The organism is Salmonirosea aquatica (assembly GCF_009296315.1).
Classification (GTDB): Bacteria; Bacteroidota; Bacteroidia; order Cytophagales; family Spirosomataceae; genus Salmonirosea; species Salmonirosea aquatica.
Genome location: NZ_WHLY01000002.1, coordinates 6,430,346 through 6,448,583, shown reverse-complemented (window position 1 = coordinate 6,448,583; position 18,238 = coordinate 6,430,346). Strand labels below are relative to the sequence as shown.

At 52.7% G+C, this 18,238-nt stretch carries 11 protein-coding genes; 6 read left to right on the top strand and 5 right to left on the bottom strand.

Annotated features, from left to right (window positions below):
• The first annotated feature begins 42 nt into the window (after window positions 1–42).
• Together GBK04_RS28030 and GBK04_RS28025 are read left to right on the top strand one after the other, a co-directional pair.
• The gene (locus GBK04_RS28030) at window positions 43–726 is read left to right on the top strand and encodes a DUF7133 domain-containing protein (protein WP_152765602.1); all 684 of its coding nucleotides are present in this window, start codon (window positions 43–45) and stop codon (window positions 724–726) included.
• Window positions 654–3,182: a DUF7133 domain-containing protein gene (locus tag GBK04_RS28025; protein WP_152765600.1), complete on the top strand. Its 2,529-nt coding sequence runs from the start codon at window positions 654–656 to the stop codon at window positions 3,180–3,182. The genes GBK04_RS28030 and GBK04_RS28025 overlap by 73 nt, the downstream gene beginning before the upstream one ends.
• Before the next feature lie 35 nt (window positions 3,183–3,217).
• Here GBK04_RS28025 and GBK04_RS28020 read toward each other — a convergent pair whose 3' ends face one another.
• From GBK04_RS28020 to GBK04_RS28010, 3 genes are all read right to left on the bottom strand, one after another.
• A complete protein-coding gene (locus tag GBK04_RS28020) occupies window positions 3,218–4,381 on the bottom strand; it encodes a glycosyltransferase family 87 protein (protein ID WP_373331424.1) in 1,164 nt (387 codons plus the stop codon).
• A gap of 107 nt (window positions 4,382–4,488) precedes the next feature.
• Window positions 4,489–5,733 (bottom strand): glycoside hydrolase family 1 protein, encoded by a 1,245-nt coding sequence (locus tag GBK04_RS28015; protein WP_373331423.1) that lies wholly within the window; start codon window positions 5,731–5,733, stop codon window positions 4,489–4,491.
• Window positions 5,734–5,791: 58 nt separating this feature from the next.
• Entirely contained in the window at window positions 5,792–6,952 is a 1,161-nt protein-coding gene (locus tag GBK04_RS28010; RefSeq protein ID WP_152765597.1) for a glycosyltransferase family 1 protein, read from the bottom strand.
• A gap of 403 nt (window positions 6,953–7,355) precedes the next feature.
• Between GBK04_RS28010 and GBK04_RS28005 the strand changes: the two genes are divergently transcribed.
• Window positions 7,356–10,175 (top strand): DUF5686 and carboxypeptidase regulatory-like domain-containing protein, encoded by a 2,820-nt coding sequence (locus GBK04_RS28005; RefSeq protein WP_152765594.1) that lies wholly within the window; start codon window positions 7,356–7,358, stop codon window positions 10,173–10,175.
• A gap of 114 nt (window positions 10,176–10,289) precedes the next feature.
• Here GBK04_RS28005 and GBK04_RS28000 read toward each other — a convergent pair whose 3' ends face one another.
• Window positions 10,290–12,077, bottom strand: coding sequence for a hypothetical protein (locus tag GBK04_RS28000; RefSeq protein WP_152765591.1), 1,788 nt, complete (start codon window positions 12,075–12,077; stop codon window positions 10,290–10,292).
• A complete protein-coding gene (locus tag GBK04_RS27995; protein ID WP_152765588.1) occupies window positions 12,008–12,994 on the bottom strand; it encodes a hypothetical protein in 987 nt (328 codons plus the stop codon). The genes GBK04_RS28000 and GBK04_RS27995 overlap by 70 nt, the downstream gene beginning before the upstream one ends.
• Window positions 12,995–13,323: 329 nt before the next feature.
• Between GBK04_RS27995 and GBK04_RS27990 the strand changes: the two genes are divergently transcribed.
• The 3 genes from GBK04_RS27990 to GBK04_RS27980 all read left to right on the top strand — a co-directional run bounded on the left by GBK04_RS27990 (window position 13,324) and on the right by GBK04_RS27980 (window position 18,212).
• The gene (locus GBK04_RS27990; RefSeq protein WP_152765585.1) at window positions 13,324–14,310 is read left to right on the top strand and encodes a 3-hydroxyacyl-CoA dehydrogenase family protein; all 987 of its coding nucleotides are present in this window, start codon (window positions 13,324–13,326) and stop codon (window positions 14,308–14,310) included.
• A 12-nt stretch (window positions 14,311–14,322) separates the two neighbouring features.
• Window positions 14,323–16,650, top strand: a complete 2,328-nt coding sequence (locus GBK04_RS27985; RefSeq protein ID WP_373331422.1) for a PSD1 and planctomycete cytochrome C domain-containing protein — start codon at window positions 14,323–14,325, stop codon at window positions 16,648–16,650.
• Window positions 16,651–16,757: 107 nt separating this feature from the next.
• On the top strand, window positions 16,758–18,212 hold the full coding sequence (locus tag GBK04_RS27980) for a DUF1501 domain-containing protein (RefSeq protein WP_373331421.1): 1,455 nt from the start codon (window positions 16,758–16,760) through the stop codon (window positions 18,210–18,212).
• Window positions 18,213–18,238: the final 26 nt, after the last annotated feature.

Genomic DNA, 18,238 nt, shown 5'->3' with positions numbered 1-18,238 from the left:
AAAAGCCATTAGCCCTCGGCAAATGGCTATAAGCTCCTTACAATGAAAAGGTATCTCTCCCTTCTATCGTGTGTTCTTGTACTTACTTGTTGCTTCAAGGTACCTTTAGCCCAAGCGCAGGACAAGAAAACCCAGTCGCAGCGAAGCAGGGTCTACACTCCCGAGGAAGAACTGGCGGGCTTCAAACTGGCTGAGGGATTTGTGATCGAACTGGTGGCCAGCGAACGCGAAGGGGTGATCAATCCCGTTGACCTTACGTTCGACGACGCCGGCCGCCTCTGGACGCAAACCGCCCGCATGTACCCCCTCGATCCGGTGGCCGACATTCAGTGGAATGACCTATTGAAACTGATGGATGATGCAGAGGCGCAGAAGAATCATCCGGCCTTCCGGCGCATTCTCGATCTGTATCAGGGCAAAACCAAAGGTACCGACCAGATTCTGATTCTCTCCGATTTGTACAGTGGTAAACCCGCCCGAAGCAGTGTATGGGCCGATGGCCTTACCATTCCGATGAGCGTGCTGCCCTACAAGGACGGGGCTTACGTGGCGCAGGGCTCCGAGTTGTTTTTTTTGCGTGATACCGATCACGACGGGAAGGCCGACCAACGTACCCCCTGCTCACGGGTTTTGGCTTTACGGATACGCATACCATGTCGCACGTCCTGGTGCGCGGACCCGGCGACTGGATTCATTTCAGTCAGGGCGCACTCAACAAAGGTTTAGTGTCGTCTTTGACCGGCGGGGGTACCCTGAAACTGGATTATAGTAAAATCGCCCGCTTTTCGCTGGATGCCAAGAAGCTGGAACTGGTCAATGCGGGGCTGAACAACATTTGGGGATTTCAGCTGCGGGGCAATGGCCAATGGTACGGTTCCGAAGCCAACGACCTGGGCTACTCGGTGGTACCTCTGGAACCCGGCTCGGCTTTTCCAGGCATCGGCAATGAACGCCTGCGCACCTACCAGCCTTTCGTACCTGTGCTGCACGAGTTCAGGGTAGGCGGGACGGGCATTTCGGGAACGGCCTTTGCCGACGATGCTTCGGGTTCTTTTCCGGCTGAATTCAGGGACGTAGCTTTTCTGGCCAATCCAATTACCAGTACCATCAATGCCGTGCGGATTGTCCGCAATGCTGACGGCAGCGTGACGGCTCAGCATCTGCCCGACCTACTCACCTCGGAAGATGACTGGTTCCGGCCGGTCAATATGGAATTTGGGCCGGACGGCTGCCTGTACATCGCCGACTGGTACAATAAGATTGTATCGCACAATGAACTACCTACCACCCATCCCGACCGCGACAAGTCCAGCGGCCGCATCTGGCGCATCCGGCACGTGAGTCAGCAACCTGGGGAGGTACCTGATTTCTACACCATGCCGACGGAAAACCTGATCCTTCACCTCAAATCACCGTCGCTCTGGGCCAAGCGCGCCGCGTGGCACCAGATTGCCGATCGTCCAGCCGCCGTAACCCGGTCGCTCGTTCCGGAAACCGTAAAGCTGGTTCGGGACGAAACTCTTGACGATGCCACCCGGATTCATGCCCTGTGGGCCCTCGAAAATCTCGATTCTCCGGACCGAACGGTACTTCCCGTGCTTTTGGCCTCGTCCAGTGCCAATCTGCGCCGCGAGGGATTTCGTTCTTTGGTGAATTTTAAGATCGACCCTCCCCAAATGGCGGCCTACGCCAGGGAGTTAAGCAATGAAAAGGACCCAACCGTCCGGGCGCAGATTCTGCGGACCTTCGAAGAAGCTGGCGTAGCCGACCAGGCCATGGTGGATTATTTAGTCCGCGCCTGTAAACCCGAATTGCCCGGCAATGCCATGGGTGGGCCCTATGAGCGGAAATTCGAAAGGTACCTCGCCCGCCGGGCTTTGGAAAGGTACCCCGATGCCTTACAGAAGTACCTCGACCAGGGTACCCCCCAGGATATTCCCGTTACGAACCTGCTGTGGGCCATCGAGAGTTTACCAAAGAACCAAAAGGAAGCGGCCTTTCTGAAAATCTGGCCAAGAACCCGGCTGACCCGCGTGGATGAACCTACCTTTGTGGGCATAGCCGGGATGTTGGGCAATGCCGAAATCAACGCGGCTGTGAAACCCATGCTGCAAAATCCTGGGCAGGCTAAAACTTACGTCACGTTTGCTTTGCAGAATCAGGCGCAGATCCAGTCTCCAGAACTTACGGAAGTGCTCGGGGTACCTGTATCGGAACTACTCAAAAGCAAGGATACGGAAGAAGTGAATTTGGCGCTCGATGCATTGGGTCGTTACAAAATCAGTGTTCCTTCCAATAAAATCACCCCTTTCATTTCCAATACAGCCACCGACAAAACGCTGAAACTCGCTCTGAAAGCCCTGGAATCCCAGCCGGGTACCTCGCCGGGAGAATACCGTCGCATCGCGCAGGACAAAAATTTGACTTTCGACATCCGGGCCTTGGCCCTGAATAGCCTGCTTAAAGTCGATTCGGTAGCCGGTGCCAAAACATTGGAACAATGGGTACCTGAACTTGCTGAATCGCAAAGAAATGAATTGGTAGCCCTACTTTCAGGCTCTCAACGGGGTTCAAGGGTAGTGGTGGGCCTCTTTGCTCAGAAAAAGCTCGCCCTGTCCGCCTTCGACCTACCCACCGCCGAGCGCATCGCCAATTTCCACCGCAACGACGGCCCCGCTACTACGCTACTGGACGCAGCCCGCCAACGGGAGGTTGCTGGAAAGAAGGCGTTCAATGTCCGGCTGGCGCGCTATATGGCCATCGCCGAAAAAAAGACAGGCAATCCCCAAGCGGGCAAACAGCTGTTCCAAACCTGTTTGCTATGTCATCAGGTAGGTAAAGAGGGGCAGTCTATAGCCCCGGCGCTGGATGGCTCGGCCAATCGTGAAAGTGAGGCCATGCTCACGGCCATCCTCAATCCTGATGCTGCCGTTGAATCGGGCTATGCCGTATACCGGGTCATGAAGAAAGACGGTACCAGCGTTGAGGGGTACCTGGTCAGCCGCGACGACCGGGGCACCACGTTGGCCTTCATGGGCGGGGGCAAACAGTTCATCGAGGAAGGTTCCATTCGGAGTCAGGGTTTTCTGGCGGGGCGATCCTTTATGGCTAAGGGGCTGATTGACCAGTATACCGATGAACAAGTAGCTGACTTGCTTTCCTACATCCGGACTCTGAAATAGTGCTCTCGGAAGAACATATTACCTGCCTTAAAGCATTAGGTTGTCTTCGACAGCGAGGCTTGAATATTCTCTTTATTCGTTAGTAAATCGACTGTAATTTTTACCCAAACCAGGATGCAGGGTATGGCTTTTACCACAAAGGGTTTAAACCATTCGTTCCTTACCGAAGGGGGAAAGATATCGGTGGCCGATAGGATGGTAAAGACGAATGTCAGGAGTAGTAGTACACGATTTTCTGGTTTGGGTACCTGAGAAAAATACCAAAGTGCGACTCCACACACGGCGATGATAAAGGTGGGCGATTCTGCCTTATGGTTGAATATCACCACCCATAACAGGACCGAAGCCAGTAGCCAGATCCGAAAAATATAGGTACCATACTGACTGATACGCAGCAAGGGCAGGCAAAACAGGCAGGCACCAACTCCGCTTATCAAAGTTTTATTCACCTCCCATCCAAACCAGGTTTTTAACCACCCCACTACTGATAAGCCATCGGACGTAGAATGGTCGTTGGCCAGCATGTACCACCAGCTTTTGTACAGGAAAACAAATTGGTCAAAACTTACCACCAACAGGGGCAATAGTCCAAAAAGAAGCACCCAGCTGGCCGTTGTGTAGGCGAGTTTCAGTTTATTGGGATATAGCAAAAACAAGGCTAGCGCTACGATTCCAAAAAGTTTTATGAAAATCGTAGCTACCAGGCAAAAGCTCGCCATCCAGTATTTTTCCCGTTCAAGTGCTCCGAAAGTGAATATCAAAAGTCCGGCAATCAGTCCATTACTTTGCTCATTCTGTAGCGAAGTAAGAAGTTCGATCAGGACAAAAACAAGGATCAGGCCTTTTGTGCGGTTGTTTAGGTGAGGTAAAAAATAAATAGCATAGAACAGTACCAGGGCGTTCAAGAGATTCCAGAGGGCAAGCCCGACGAAATCGGGAAGTACCGCCAAACCACCAAACAGCAGGGCGAACGTAGGACTGTACTTGAACAAATCCCACTGCACTTCCTCATGCAGGATATACAAATCTTTCCCTTCCAACAGATGGAAAAACGACTGCTTGAAAATGATATAGTTATTGTAGGAAGTATAAAGCCTGCCCCCTTCCACAAAGGTTTTGAGGTCGGACAGGTAGGATTGGGCACTGGCAAAAAGGGCAGCCACCATAAAAAGGATCAGGATGGCTAGGGGAGAGGACAAAAAACGGCTGAGGAGGCTTTTGGTATCCAAATTTGGGTGTGATCAGGGAATACAACTCGTTAGCGGGACATAACTTCAATGTAAGTTGATGAATATTTTCTGAAACCTCAATTGATCAGATCTTTAAAAAAAGCCCAGGGCTTTGAAGCCATAGAAACCGACGCTCCTTTGTTTTGAGGGCGGTAATGCCTTTGATTGTACGCCGAGCGAACTGCCTTTTGGATACGTTGCTGCGCCCAAAGCATGGCTTCTGCCGAAGGATCATGCAAGATGCGCCGCATGTTGCTGGTATCGACGTCCCATAGCCCAGCCTGATGCCATTCATCGAGATTGTCCCAATTGGGCCGATCAATGACGGGATACAGACAGATTCCCCACAAAGGTAGGTTTTCTTCGATGGCCAGGCTACACTCTTCGGCAATTCGTTCAATCCAGATGGCACGATCCTCGCCGGGATGGCTGGTTTCGGTAAGTACAAGCGGACGGTCATACCGGAGATGGGCTTCCCGTAGCAAATCAGTAAGGGTTCGCCACCGGGAATCCATGATGACCTCGTTCCAGGGCAGGCGAAAGTTGCTCACGGTTTCCCACTGATTGTTGTAGTAGTAATTGAACCCAAGGATATCCAGATACTCCGGTTGTCCGCCCAGCTCAGGGCAGATTTTGCCGCATAGCATATCCAACGCCTGATACTGCAATTCGTGGTGCAGGGTAGCTTGGTCCCGGTGCTCGGGCGTAGCGTCAAAAGGGGGTACCACATTGACCAGCGGCTCGGTCGTAAGGATACGGATGTTAGGGTTGACCTCTCTCAATGCTTTTACACCCGCAATATAGGCCCGCATAAGGCCATACTTTACCTCCCAGCCATTGTTTCGGCAATAGGGCGACGTGCCCGCAACATCGCCTCCCAGCCACGACATGAAGCTGACTTCGTTGATGGGCGTGACAATGAGCGTTTCGCGGGGCAAAAGGGTCTGATGATACGAAGCAAACGCCCGGCACAGCGCGGCGAATCGGGGAGCAAACTGGGGATGCAGAGGTGTCATGTCATCGGGGTAGCCAAAGTGGCAAAGGTCCCAGATTTGCTGAATTCCGCATTCCCAGCCTATTTCGAGCATCTTTTCAAAAGTACTGAAATCGTATCGGTAGGGCTGGCGTTCCACCTGACTCCAGCGCAGGCCTTCGCGGACCGTGGCCATGTTGAATCGGCCCAAAAGGGCATAATCTTCCCGGAGGTACTCGAAATGCGAGTTCACATGCAGAAAATCCACCCGGTTGCCGTGCACATTCAGCTGGTCGGTACACTCGTAGCCGCCCATCCAGAAGGATCGGAATGGATTATTGATTTTCATCTTGAATGGACAGGTAGGTAGCCGAGCAAACAGGTACCATAAAAAAACTTTGGTTGTTTCACAAGGCTATCTGGACACCGGTGACTCCCTGGGTAAAAGGCAAAATCCAGGTCTTTTGATTGAGGGTTTCGACCATGGCTTCGGTCATGCCGGCACAGGTCAAGTCCCACGAACTGGTATCCAGAAAAAGGTCCACCTCCGAGAGCCAGTCTTTATTGCTTCCACCAAGCCAACCTTCGATCGCCGATATGAATTCTTCGGCAGTCTGTGCGATTGAGACCAGGCCGCGCTCGCCATAGGGGCTCACCACATCCCGAATCGGTGTAGATACCACGGGCTTTCCTCCGGCCAAATACTCCGGAGTTTTGGTCGGGCTGATAAACCTCGTCGATTCGTTGAGTAGAAAGGGGATCAGGGCCACATCCCACCCCGCCAGGTAACTCGGTAGCTGATCATAGCTTCGGGCTCCCAGATAATGGATATTGGCGTGCTGGGGTAGTTGCGCAGGATCGATCTTTACCACCGGACCAATCAGTACAATATTCCAGGCGGGTCGCGCCTGGGCGATTTCCCTGATCAATTCGATGTCGAACCGCTCGTCGATTACCCCGTAAAAACCGATGATAGGGCCCGAAAGCTTCGCCTGGTCGGCAGCTTCATGCCGCTTCGTGCGAGCCCTTGCAAAATGTTGCTTATCAATGCTACTTGGAAAAAGGTAAGTGTTACGATGCTGGAGTTTTTTTGCCTCAAACAGCGATGCCCCACCCGTGAACACCACGTCAGCTCGGTCAAAGAGTTCTTTCTCGAGGTTTTTCAACTCTTCAGGGGCAAATTTGAAAGCTGACAGCTCATCCATACAGTCGTACACGGTAAGGCCGGGAGTGAGGTGGTCCGTGAATTTGAGCGCCATGGGGGTATAGTACCAGAACGTAAATTCCTGGGGTTCTTTATTGGCAAAAAATACCTGAATCAATTCCCGTAGCTGTTGGTTCACATCGGTCGCTTCCCGTTGCGGTAAATGTGGTACACAAACCCAAAGGTTGGGCATGCGTTGTGAAAAAGTAAGGTAGGGTACATCCGTGGAAGCAAAAATGGGCTCTTCCAGAAAATATACCGCCGTATGCTTTGCGAACCGGGTCAGTAAATGTTGGGGGCGCTGGTACACAAAATCCCAGCGTAGGTGTGAAAAACACAGCAGGTTCTTGGGTAGGTGCTTCATAGGGGATACTAGTCGTTAGGGTTGGGTAGTTTTTTCTAAGAAATATCCATATTCAGGACAATTGTTGCACAAGGATATTATATCCGTGCCAAGGCGATTTGTGGGAACAAATCAGGATTCATACTACTCGAAATGGACAATATGACTCAAAATCACACGCTAATTTTCGGAGTTTTATACAATAGTTTTTATAGATAAATTTATATTGCATCCACTGTGTGTATCTATACGGTGGATTGTTCTCCACAAGGTGAGAATTGGTAGGGTTTCCTGTTATTTTTATCGGGGTTTTTATGAAGTTCTGCAAATTTGTAGCCCGGAAGCAACCCTATCGTCCAAATAATCATCCACAAGCTGAACAGCACTTACTTTTCAACCACCCACCTTGCTAGTATAGTCCACCATGTTATCTTCAATACCACGTTTTGTACTCGTATCCCTCCTGTATATCTTTTTCTCAGCGATCGCCTTTGCCCAGACGGATAAACCGGCGTCCGGCCTGAAGGGCACCATCAAATCGACCAAAGGGGAACCGCTTCCCTTCGCCGGGATTTGGGTGAAAGGCACCAACATCGGCACCATTTCCAACGAGGAGGGTAGGTACCAGCTCGACCTGAAACCCGGCTACTACGAAATCATTTTCCAGTACCTGGGTTTCCAGAACGGGATGAAAGCCTTCACGATCGAAAACCGGATGGAAACCTTCGACCCGGTACTGCAGGAACAAGCTCTGGAATTGGGTGAGGTACGCATCGGTAACCGCGACGAAGACCCCGCCTACACCATTATGCGCCGGGCTATCGCCAAGAGTCGCTACCACTACCTGCAGGTGCAGAGCTACACGGCCAAGGCCTACAGTAAATCGTCATTCGTGATCACGGACCTACCTTTGGAGTTTTTGTATAAAAAAGAATTGAAGGAAATTGAAAAGGAAGAGAATTTCAAGAAGGGGGTACCCATCCTCAACGAGACGGTCTCTATCGTCAATTTTACACAACCCAACAGCTACAAGCAACGGATCATCGCTTCCCGCAACAGCCAGGACAAGAATTTTTCTAACGCCAACGCCTACTTCCTTACCAGTTTCTACCAGCCCGAGGTCGTTAAAGCCGTGTCGCCCCTTTCGCCCCGGGCTTTTTCCTACTACAAGTTCGAGTACCTGGGGTCTTTTCGGGAAAATGGCGTGGAGGTCAACAAAATCAAAGTGATTCCCCGCTCGTACGGTGAGGGGGTGTACCGGGGTACCATCCAGATCATCGAAAATGAATGGAGTATTTACAGCCTCGACCTCGAAACGGTGAATACGGGTTTTACGATCAATATCCGGCAACTGTACAGCCCGGTGCAGGAGGTGTGGATGCCGACGACTCAGAAATTCCACGTAGCGGGCGGTATCTATGGCCTCAAAGGCAACGGCGACCTGGTGATTTCGCAGACGTTCTCTACATTAAAAATAAATCCGGCCTTCCAGCCCGACATCGTGGTGCTTGATGCTAAAAAAGAAAAGGCTGACGCCCGCCGGATGAGTCTATCGAACAAGGAAATCAAGAACCAGAGTCTGGACGAACTCATCAGCAAGCAGAAGAAATTCTCGGCCAAAGACCTGCGCAAGGTGATGAAAGAGTACGAAAAGCAGGATTTGAAAGAGAAAGAAGAAAAAGGCCTCGATCTGGATATGGAAAACACCCGCCGCGATTCAACGGTGGTGGATTCCCTGGCCGGGACGCGCACGATGGCTTTCTGGGATTCGATCCGTTCGGTACCCCTTACCAAGGCCGAGGTAAAAAGCTACACCCGTCTCGACAGTCTCATTATTATCAATGAAGGTACCAGAGCACAGCGCGACAGCATGAAAGTAGCGCAGGGAGACACGACGAAAAATGGTAAAAGTCGCAACGGTGGGGGAGGCTCGGGCTTTCTGAGCGACCTGCTGACGGGCCACACGTTTCGGTTGGGTGGCAAGCAAAGTCCGTGGCGACTACAGTACGTCGGCCCATTATGGGGCTTTCAGGTGAATACCACGGAGGGCTGGGTGTTGGACGGAACAGGCCTGAAACTTAAATACAAGACGGGTGGCGGAGCCGCAACGAAAGACCAGGAAGTGATTCAGCTAGGTACCAACGGCGTGAAGCGGTACAGCCGACGGCAAAGCGGCGAATTGTCGCTCAACGGTTTGACGCGCTACTCGTTTGGCCGTAACAAACTGATGGCCACGGGCGGCGTGGACTACGCCTGGAATCGGAACGCGCTCAGCGTAACGGGCGGACAGACCGTCTCGCAGTTCAATCCCGACAGTCCGATGCCGCCGATCCTGAACAGCCTGACGACGCTGTTTCTGGAACAGAATTTCATCAAGAACTATGAGAAAGATTTCGTCCGGCTGGATTTCAAAAACAATCAGAATAATGAACATTTTGAGCTGAAAGCGAACGTCGAATACGCCGACCGCCGTTCGCTACAAAATCTGGAAAACACGAATCCCTACCGCTGGATCGACTGGAAAAAGCGATCGTTTACGTCTAATAAACCCAATAATGAAGAATATGAAAGCCCCGATCCCGGTGGGACGTTCATGCCGGATCATCAGGCGTTGACAGTTGGCGTTTCCGCTTTTTACAAACCCTGGCAGAAATACAAAATCAAAAACGGCAAAACGACCTACTACGACGACGATTCGCCCAAACTCTCGGTCAATTACCGCAAGGGTATCAAGGGTACCTTCGGCAGCGATGTCGATTTTGATTTTGTGCAACTCGGTATCGCCCATGGCTTCCCCACGGGCGTACGCAGCAAACTGAGCTACAAAGTGGCGGCGGGCGCTTTCCTGAACGATAAGTCGGTGTATTTTCCCGATTACCAACACTTTGCGGGCAATCGCTTCTTCTTCCAGTACGGCGATCCGGTGGGTACCTTCCGCATGCTGGATTACTACCAATTCAGTACGGCGAAGCAATTTGTGGAAGTACATGCCCTGGCCGAATTGCGGCAATTCCTGCTCACGCAAATCCAGTGGTTCCGCGTGATGGGCATCAAGGAGAATTTCCAGGCACACTATCTCGCCACACCCGCCTCTGACAACTACCTCGAGCTGGGCTACGGACTCGATGTAGGTATCCGTTTCCCCTTCCGGGTGGAGGTGGTCAACAGTTTCGAGGGCTTTAAATACCAACGCATTACCTTCATCATCGGCCTGACGCGGAATTTTTCTTTTGGGAAAAACTAAAAGAAAGGCCGCGAACCGAGGATCGGTTCGCGGCCTACTTCTCATGGCTATGAAATATTTGAGCCTGGTAATCTTCAGATGCTCATTTTTAGCCATCTGCCAGCTACCAGGCACCTACCTGCGCTTGATGATTTCACTATAGCAATCTCCGTAGCCTGCCGCGGGTACGTAATATCCCTGCAGCGTGAGGTACTTGATCCTGATCGCTTCATTGGTTTCTTTGGTAACAAACCGACCGTCCCAATCGAGCTTGACCTCCTCGTATACCACTTTGGGATTGTCCCGATCCTCATCGTTGCGGAAAATCACCAGCACCTTGCCGCCGCTCACACCCCGGATTACCCGGCTGTTGGTGTCTTCGATCACCCGACCCCCAATACGCCCATCCAGATAGAAATACTCAAATTTGGTTTTGCGCCCGGTCACTACCTCCACCTGCGCCCCACCCAGCAGCGCGGGCGTATGCGGGTGTTTTTCGAGCGGATTATCAATGTAGGTAGCCAGGCCCACGCGGTTAGGTACCTGGCGGTATTTTCGCAGGGTACGTTCGGCCAGGGCTTTACTTTCTCGGTTTTGTCCGGTAATATCAATCGTGGTGTTGTTGCCAATAAAAACCGGTGTTTTGAACAGATTGGTGTCGTCGTACTCGAACATCATCTTCACCTTGCGTGATTCGCCCGCTTCGAGCATGACGCTGGTATGTTCCAGGTAGGTACGGTAGAGCGGGTTGGTCTGGCCGGGCCGGACAAACACGCGCGTCGGCTTCTCATAAGGATTACCCACTTCCACGTAGGTGACTTCCCGGGTAGCCGGCGAAGCATCCGCCGATATGAAGCGCGTGTAGTTAGATTGTGCTTCATTGTTGAAAATCGACATCTCAAGCACCGGCGGAGGACCCGGTAGAAAGTAGCCAGGAATTCGAACGATGAGGCAGTAATGTCCATTGCCGGGTGGATTCCAGCCGGTCTGGAAATCTACCGTACCCAGCGCCGGAATGGCGCGGGTATCGGCGCCGAGGAATGTTTCGGGCGCGCCGCCCACATTGAAGTTCTTGACGTAAAACTCCACCCTCACGCCGGGCGCCGCCAGGGTACCATTGTTTTTTACCCGGGCAATTACCGTGTTGGGATTTCCCGCCCAGGGTACATTAAACCAGTTGGCCGGATCGGCCAAGTTGCGGGCATTCTGTACCTCGATGTCGGGGCTTTGCCACTGTCGATCGGGACTGGCGGGCCAGGGTCGGATGGCCGGATCAGGGCGGCTGTTGACACCATACTCTACCTTCACATCGGCCTTGGTAGCGTTAATACCACTTACACTAAGCCGAAAGTCCGTGGGGAAGGTAGGGTCGGTCGTATCGGTTTCCCGGTAATCCAAACCGTTGACCAGTACGCTACCGTCGTTGTCGCTATCGTTGTTGACGCGCACAATAATGGGGCGGCTAATGGGCGCATCGCCCGGCGTAGAGTCCACATCCGTCACCAGCACGGCATTGTTGGTGTCCAGGTTGCGGTCGCCAATGTGGGTACCCTGCCCCGACCGATACTCCACGTAGTAATTCCAGCCGTCGGACAGCCGTATCTCAATTCCGGCGCTATTCCCGGCTGAAGGCGCTCCTTTTTCAATGGGATTGAGCGTAATGGTTTCGTTGACGGGGGTACCTCCGGTAGCAAAGTTGTAGGTTTTAAGCCAGCCGCCTTGCGCCCAGCCCAGCATCATGCGGTGGGCGATGGAAAAGTGCGGCAGATTTCCTTCGGCGTGCATCGGGTCCCAGTTGCCCACGTTACGGCCCGTGTTGGGCGTATATTGGTCGCCCAGCCCTAGGCTGTGGCCTAGCTCATGAATAACCGTGGAACGTACCGTACGGGTAGGCCGGAATGCCGCGCCCCATTCCCTTGGCATAGAAACCCGTCCCAAACTCTTACTCCCTTCGGCGGTCGAATAGGTACCTGCCCCCCATAGGGCCAGGCATTAAATACGGTACCATCGGTATCGACAAATTGCTCAGAAATGAAAATAAGACTGTCGTAATTATTATAATTCACCACGCTGTCGCTGGCCGTCACGGCTGCCTGCCAGAAACCCGCCAGCGGACGCCCTATATTGGGATCGGCATTGGTGTCGAAATACGTCGCCCAGTTGTTGGGTAGGTTGACGGGACCAAACACATCCGCGGTCAGGTCGAAATTATTATAGGATACCTCCCGGTAGTAGTTGCGGGCACTTTCCAGGTTGGCCCCCACGCCATTGATGACCTCATCCATCCAACGGTTTTTGATACCATCCTGGGTAGGTACATCGGTCGTGTAGCGGGCGTCGGCGGTATCGATCAGGATAATCGCCAGGCGGCGGTTTGGCGGCGCGGGCAGCACATTGACGTTCTGTGGGCCGGCCGGCCCGCCGCCCCAGGCCGGGAAAGAAGAAAACCCTTCACTGATGCCTGTGAATGAAATGCCCGGCCCTTGCTTTTCGTCGGTCCAGTCGGTCGAAACCTTGAAGGTACCTTCGGCCATTACGATGTTTGAGGTACGCTCCACCACCTGTAAGGTGTATTCACCGGGCTCGTACCCAATGCACAGCATGACATCCGGGAAGGCGGGGTCGAACTCAGCATCGCGGCATAGAGAAATTACGCCCGCTTTGGGACCATCGGGCAGACGGAAATCCAGGTCATCGATGGTGATACCGGATAATTTTAAAAATACTTTGCTGTACGAACCCACAAAAAAATGGTCGTCCATTTTGATACTGACCCGCTTGCGCAGGAGAAAAGGGGGCCAATCCTTTTTCAGGATTTTGCGGCCGGGGATTACGAGCATAGCTGTAACGGGTTAAAGGGTTCAGGGGAAATTTTTAGAAAAACAGTTTTTTAAGGTTCAGTTTGATCTTCTGTAAATCTTTACAAATCAGGGAATTATATGCCATAATTACAATGCGTGATTCTACGCAATGGCATCCGTTTAAGTACGCTATTGATTGAGTGGTAGGGGGCGTAATAGCACGTAGTAATACTTCCCCTGTAAGCCGAGTAATGGTTTGATTGGCTAGGATTGAATTCATAGGTACCGATCCATGATAACTAGTAGGAAAGAGCGGTTTTGCCCTTTACGTAGGAGAATCACTCAAAGCGCTGAACGTGTCAAATACCATGGAAACCAGGGGAATTCCGGTAGCTGTAGTGGGCCTTGGCCTGATGGGGTGCAGCATTGCGACCTGTCTGCTGCTGGCCGGGCATCCGGTGGTAGCCCTAGCTCCCATTCCCGACGACCTGCTCCACGCCGAAGCCCGAATCCGGGAGCATCTGGAAAAAGCTTTTTCCAACAAATTGACCCCCAACCTACCGGAAACCTACTTCCAGAACCTGACCATTACGGAAGACTATGCCGCCCTCACTGATTGCCGGCTGGTAGTCGAATGCACGATTGAGAATATAAGCATTAAAGGATCCGTTTATAAAAAGATCGAAAGGTACCTCAGTGCCGATGCCCTGCTCACGAGCAATACCTCGGCGATTCCGATCAGTACCTTACAACAATTGACCGCGCATCCCGCCCGTTTTCTGGGACTGCACTGGACCGAACCTGCCCATACGACCCGCTTTCTGGAAATCATCTGCGGCGACCAGACTGATGTCGAAAATGGGGAGTACCTCTACGAACTCTCGCACGCCTGGGGCAAGGAGCCCATACTAGTGCGGAAGGATATTGCGGGGTTCATCACCAATCGGTTGATGTACGCCATGTACCGCGAGGCCATTAGCCTGGTGGAAGGCGGCTACGCGACCATTGAAGACGTAGATCGCTCGTGCCGGAACAACGCGGGGTACTTTATGACCATGGTGGGCATATTCCGCTGGATGGACCTGACGGGGGTACATGCCTACCATACCGTGATGCAGCGCTTGCTACCTACGCTCAACAATAGCACGGAGGTACCCGAATTGATCGATAAAGTGGTGCGCGAAGGAGGCCGCGGCGTGGCCAACGGCAAAGGGTTTTATGAATACGAACCTGGCGAAGCCGAACTGTGGGAGCAAACCTTTTCGGACTTTACATACGAAATCAGAGAACTGGCGCTTAGGTACCCTTCCGATGTGGTGAAGCAAAAATTAAAGAAGCTGAGTGTTGACAGTTGATAGTGGACAGTTATGTTGAAAGAAATGCGGCAGATTCTGAGTCTTTTGGTTTCCATCCTTTTTATAGCGGCTGTGCTTTTGGGCTGTGGTAAAGATGCGTCCTATTCCGAAACCAGTGAGAAACTACCTGATGTAGTCAGCTATAACTTTGATATTCGGCCGATTCTCTCCGACAAATGCCTGGCCTGCCACGGTCCCGACGCCAACAAACGCAAGGCGGGCCTGCGGCTCGACATCGCCGAGAATGCCTTCCGGGCGCTGGAAGAAAATCCGGGGGCCCACGCGCTGGTGGCGGGAAAGCCCGAACTCTCGCAGGTTTTTCTACGCATCACCACCCAGGATACCGCCGAGCGCATGCCGCCCATGGATTCTAATCTTAAGTTGTCCCAACGCGAAATAAATCTGATCGGGAAATGGATCAAGCAGGGCGCGAAATACGAAAAGCACTGGGCCTTTGTTGCCCCCAAAAAACCAAAGCTTCCCCAAGTGGACCGGGAGGACTGGCCCCTCAACGAAATCGACTTTTTCATTCTGCAAAAACAGGAAGAAAAAGGCCTGAAACCTAACGAAGAAGCCGATAAGGAACGATTACTCAAACGGCTTAGCTTGGATGTTCTGGGCTTGCCACCTACGCTGAAAATGATGGACGATTTTCAGGCCGACACCCGACCCGATGCCTACGAGCGCGTGGTGGATCAGTTGCTGAAAAATCCCGCCTACGGCGAAAAAATGGCGATTCACTGGCTCGACCTGGCGCGCTACGCCGATTCTCACGGCTACCAGGACGACGGCTACCGTACCCAATGGCCCTGGCGCGACTGGGTGATCCATGCTTTCAACGAAAACCTACCCTACAATAAATTCGTGACCTGGCAGCTGGCTGGTGATTTATTGCCCAATTCCACGAAGGAACAATTGCTGGCCACCGGCTTCAACCGCAACCATAAGATTACGGAAGAAGGGGGTGTGATACCCGAGGAGTACCGGATTATGTACGTGACCGATCGCAACGACCTGTTCGGTAAGGGTTTGCTGGGCGTTACGCTGGAATGTGCCCATTGCCACGACCATAAGTACGACCCGTTCTCGCAAAAAGAGTACTACCAGATGTTCGCGTTTTTTAATAATGTGGACGAAAAAGGCATCGAATCCGTCATTGGCGGGCCCGAGACCTACGCCAAGAATCCATTGATGGAAATCAGCAATGAGGATGCCAAAAGTATCCTGAGTTTTGTGAATAAACCCGATACCAACCGTCTGATCGTATCGGTCATGGGCGATCTGGACACGTTGCGCCGGACTTATATTCTCAAACGCGGCGCGTATGATATGCCGGGCGACGAGGTGCAGCCGGGTACCCCCAATGCCATCTTGCCATTCAATAAGAACTATCCCAAAAATCGTCTCGGATTGTCAAAATGGCTCTTTGATAAAAAGAATCCCCTGACGGCCCGCGTGTACGTCAATATCCTGTGGCAGGAGTTCTTTGGCCGGGGCATTGTGAAAACATCCGGCGATTTCGGGATGCAGGGCGACTTACCCTCGCATCCGGCCCTGCTGGACTGGCTGGCGGTGGATTTTATGGAACACGGCTGGGATGTCAAGCGGCTGGTGAAGCAAATGGTCACTTCGGCTACCTACCGCCAGGCGGCTACCGTCAGTAAAGAAAAGCTGGCGGTCGATCCCGAAAATATTCTGCTGGCGCGCGGACCCCGCTACCGGATTCACGCCGAGTTTATCAAGGATCTGGTACTGTCGAGCAGTGGCTTATTAAACAAAACCATCGGCGGACCGAGCGTGAAACCCTACCAGCCCGACGGCCTATGGGAAGGCGCGACCTCGGGCCGGGGGCTGCTTTCGGTCTACAAACAAGATCATGGTGCCAGCCTGTACCGCCGGGGCATGTATACGCTCATCAAACGCACGGTACCTCCGCCCACGATGGGAATTTTCGACGCCAGCAACCGCGACCTGTGCGAGGTGCGCCGCCTGAAAACCAATACACCCCTGCAAGCGCTGGTGATGATGAACGACCCGGCGGTGCTGGAAGCTTCACGGGTACTGGCGGGCAAACTGCTGCAGGAAAAAGGTACCCTTGAGGCTAAGATCACCAAGGCCTTCCAGTTGATCGTCTGCCGTCAGCCGACGGAAAAGGAACTGGATATCCTGATGCGCTACTACGAAAAAGAAATCAAAACCATTACGCCCGAAACTGCCACCCGCATGCTGACGGTAGGGGAGTACCCGCTGACAAAAAACGTGGATAAGATTCGGCAGGCCGCGCTCATGCAGCTGATTTCCACGATCTATAATCTGGAAGAAACGATTACGAAAACATAGAAAGGGATGTTGAACTGTTTTATGTTTTTTGTGGAATTGTAGGGGCGGCTAAGATCGTAAACCTTTGGTTTCAACAAAACACAGAAAACAAAACACAAAAAACACCAGTGGAAAAGGAACAGATAGAACACGGATTCACCTTCAACCGGCGGCGGTTTTTGTCGTCCATGAGCCTGGGGATTGGCGGCGTGGCGCTAGGTTCTCTGCTCATGCCCGACCTTTTTCGCGAGGGCGGCGCAGAAGAAAACGGACTGGCGCCCGGCATTCCGCATTTTGCGCCTAAAGCTAAGCGGGTCATCTACCTGTTCCAGAACGGCGCGCCTTCCCAGCAGGAATTGTTCGACTATAAACCCAAACTTCGGGACTTGCTGGGGCAGGAAATTCCGCCCTCGGTGCGGGGCGATCAGCGCCTCACGGGCATGACCGCCAATCAGGCTTCGTTTCCGTTGGTGGGCTCCTTTGTGGATTTTCAGCAGTATGGCCAGTCGCGGGCGTGGGTGAGTAATTTAATGCCCTACACCGCCAAAATCGTGGATGAACTTTGTTTCGTCAAATCCATGTACACCGAGGCCATCAACCACGATCCGGCCCTGACATTTTTGCAAACGGGTTCGCAGCAGGGCAATCGTCCTAGTATGGGCGCGTGGCTGAGCTACGGTTTGGGCAACGAGAATCAGAATCTGCCTGCCTTTACGGTTCTGTTGTCGCGCGGGGTAGGTAATGGGCAGGGTGTATACTCCAAGCTCTGGTCCAATGGTTTCCTGGACTCCGTGCATCAGGGTGTGCAATTTAGCAAGGGCGAAGATCCCGTGCTGTACCTGCGCGACCCGGAGGGACTGGATCGGAAAGACCGCCGGGAAATGTTAGACAATCTTTCACAACTCAACGAACTGTCGTACCAGGAATTTGGTGACCCCGAAATTGCGGCCAAAGTAAAGCAGTACGAAATGGCGTACCGCATGCAAACCGCTGTGCCGGAGGTGATGGATTTATCCAAAGAATCAGATGATATCGTCAAACTCTACGGCCCCGATTGCCTGGTGCCGGGTACCTATGCCGCCAACTGCTTACTGGCCCGCAAACTGTCCGAAAACGGCGTCCGATTTGTACAATTGTACCATCAGGGTTGGGATCAGCACGGCAACCTACCCTACGAAATCACCAAACAGGCCAAAGATGTGGACCAGGCCTCGGCCGCACTGGTGATGGATTTGAAGCAACGGGGGATGTTGGACGAAACTCTCGTGATCTGGGGTGGCGAATTTGGCCGTACGAGCTACACGCAGGGTAAGCTCACCGCCGACAACTACGGCCGCGACCACCACCCACGCTGCTTCACGATCTGGATGGCGGGTGGCGGTATCAAACCGGGCTTGGTGTACGGCGAAACCGACGAGCTAGGTTATAATATTGCCAGCAATCCCGTCCATGTACATGATTTTCAGGCTACTGTACTCAACCAGTTGGGGCTGGATCACGAAAAATTGATCTTCAGACACCTGGGCCGTCGCTACCGCCTAACGGATGTCTCGGGCAAAGTAGTGCGGGACATTTTGAGCTAATAGCCCTAAGCCATCAGCCAATAGCT

Coding starts and splice junctions, on each gene's coding strand:
- GBK04_RS28015 (WP_373331423.1), bottom strand. CDS start 5,733: ATGAAAATCAATAATCCATTCCGATCCTTCTGGATGGGCGGCTACGAG.
- GBK04_RS28010 (WP_152765597.1), bottom strand. CDS start 6,952: ATGAAGCACCTACCCAAGAACCTGCTGTGTTTTTCACACCTACGCTGG.
- GBK04_RS28030 (WP_152765602.1), top strand. CDS start 43: ATGAAAAGGTATCTCTCCCTTCTATCGTGTGTTCTTGTACTTACTTGT.
- GBK04_RS28005 (WP_152765594.1), top strand. CDS start 7,356: ATGTTATCTTCAATACCACGTTTTGTACTCGTATCCCTCCTGTATATC.
- GBK04_RS28025 (WP_152765600.1), top strand. CDS start 654: ATGTCGCACGTCCTGGTGCGCGGACCCGGCGACTGGATTCATTTCAGT.
- GBK04_RS27995 (WP_152765588.1), bottom strand. CDS start 12,994: ATGCTCGTAATCCCCGGCCGCAAAATCCTGAAAAAGGATTGGCCCCCT.
- GBK04_RS27985 (WP_373331422.1), top strand. CDS start 14,323: ATGTTGAAAGAAATGCGGCAGATTCTGAGTCTTTTGGTTTCCATCCTT.
- GBK04_RS27990 (WP_152765585.1), top strand. CDS start 13,324: ATGGAAACCAGGGGAATTCCGGTAGCTGTAGTGGGCCTTGGCCTGATG.
- GBK04_RS28000 (WP_152765591.1), bottom strand. CDS start 12,077: ATGCCAAGGGAATGGGGCGCGGCATTCCGGCCTACCCGTACGGTACGT.